The following is a 224-nucleotide window of genomic DNA, read 5'->3' as shown; positions in this document are numbered from 1 at the left end:
AACGGTGCCGGCGGGGACAGTGAGCAGGCAGCCGGCTATGCCGGCCAGGACGGCGGCAACGGCGGCAACGCCGGTAAGGGTGGCGCCGGTGGGGCCAGCGGTGGCGGTATCTCCGCGGCCAGCGGTAGCGATGGTGTCGCCGGTATCGGTGGCAACGGTGGTGTCGGTGGTACCGGCCTCGACGGAGTCAACGGCACCGCGGAAAACCCTGATGGCACGGCCGG

At 71.9% G+C, this 224-nt stretch carries 1 protein-coding gene; it reads left to right on the top strand.

All coding sequences use genetic code 11. From position 1 onward, the window contains the following. Nucleotides 1-224: hypothetical protein (locus LI94_RS24260; RefSeq protein ID WP_046302579.1), on the top strand; the 224-nt coding region annotated here is incomplete at both ends.

Source organism: Mycobacterium sp. UM_Kg27, assembly GCF_000972905.1.
Classification (GTDB): Bacteria; Actinomycetota; Actinomycetes; order Mycobacteriales; family Mycobacteriaceae; genus Mycobacterium.
This window is presented reverse-complemented; position numbering and strand designations above follow the sequence as displayed.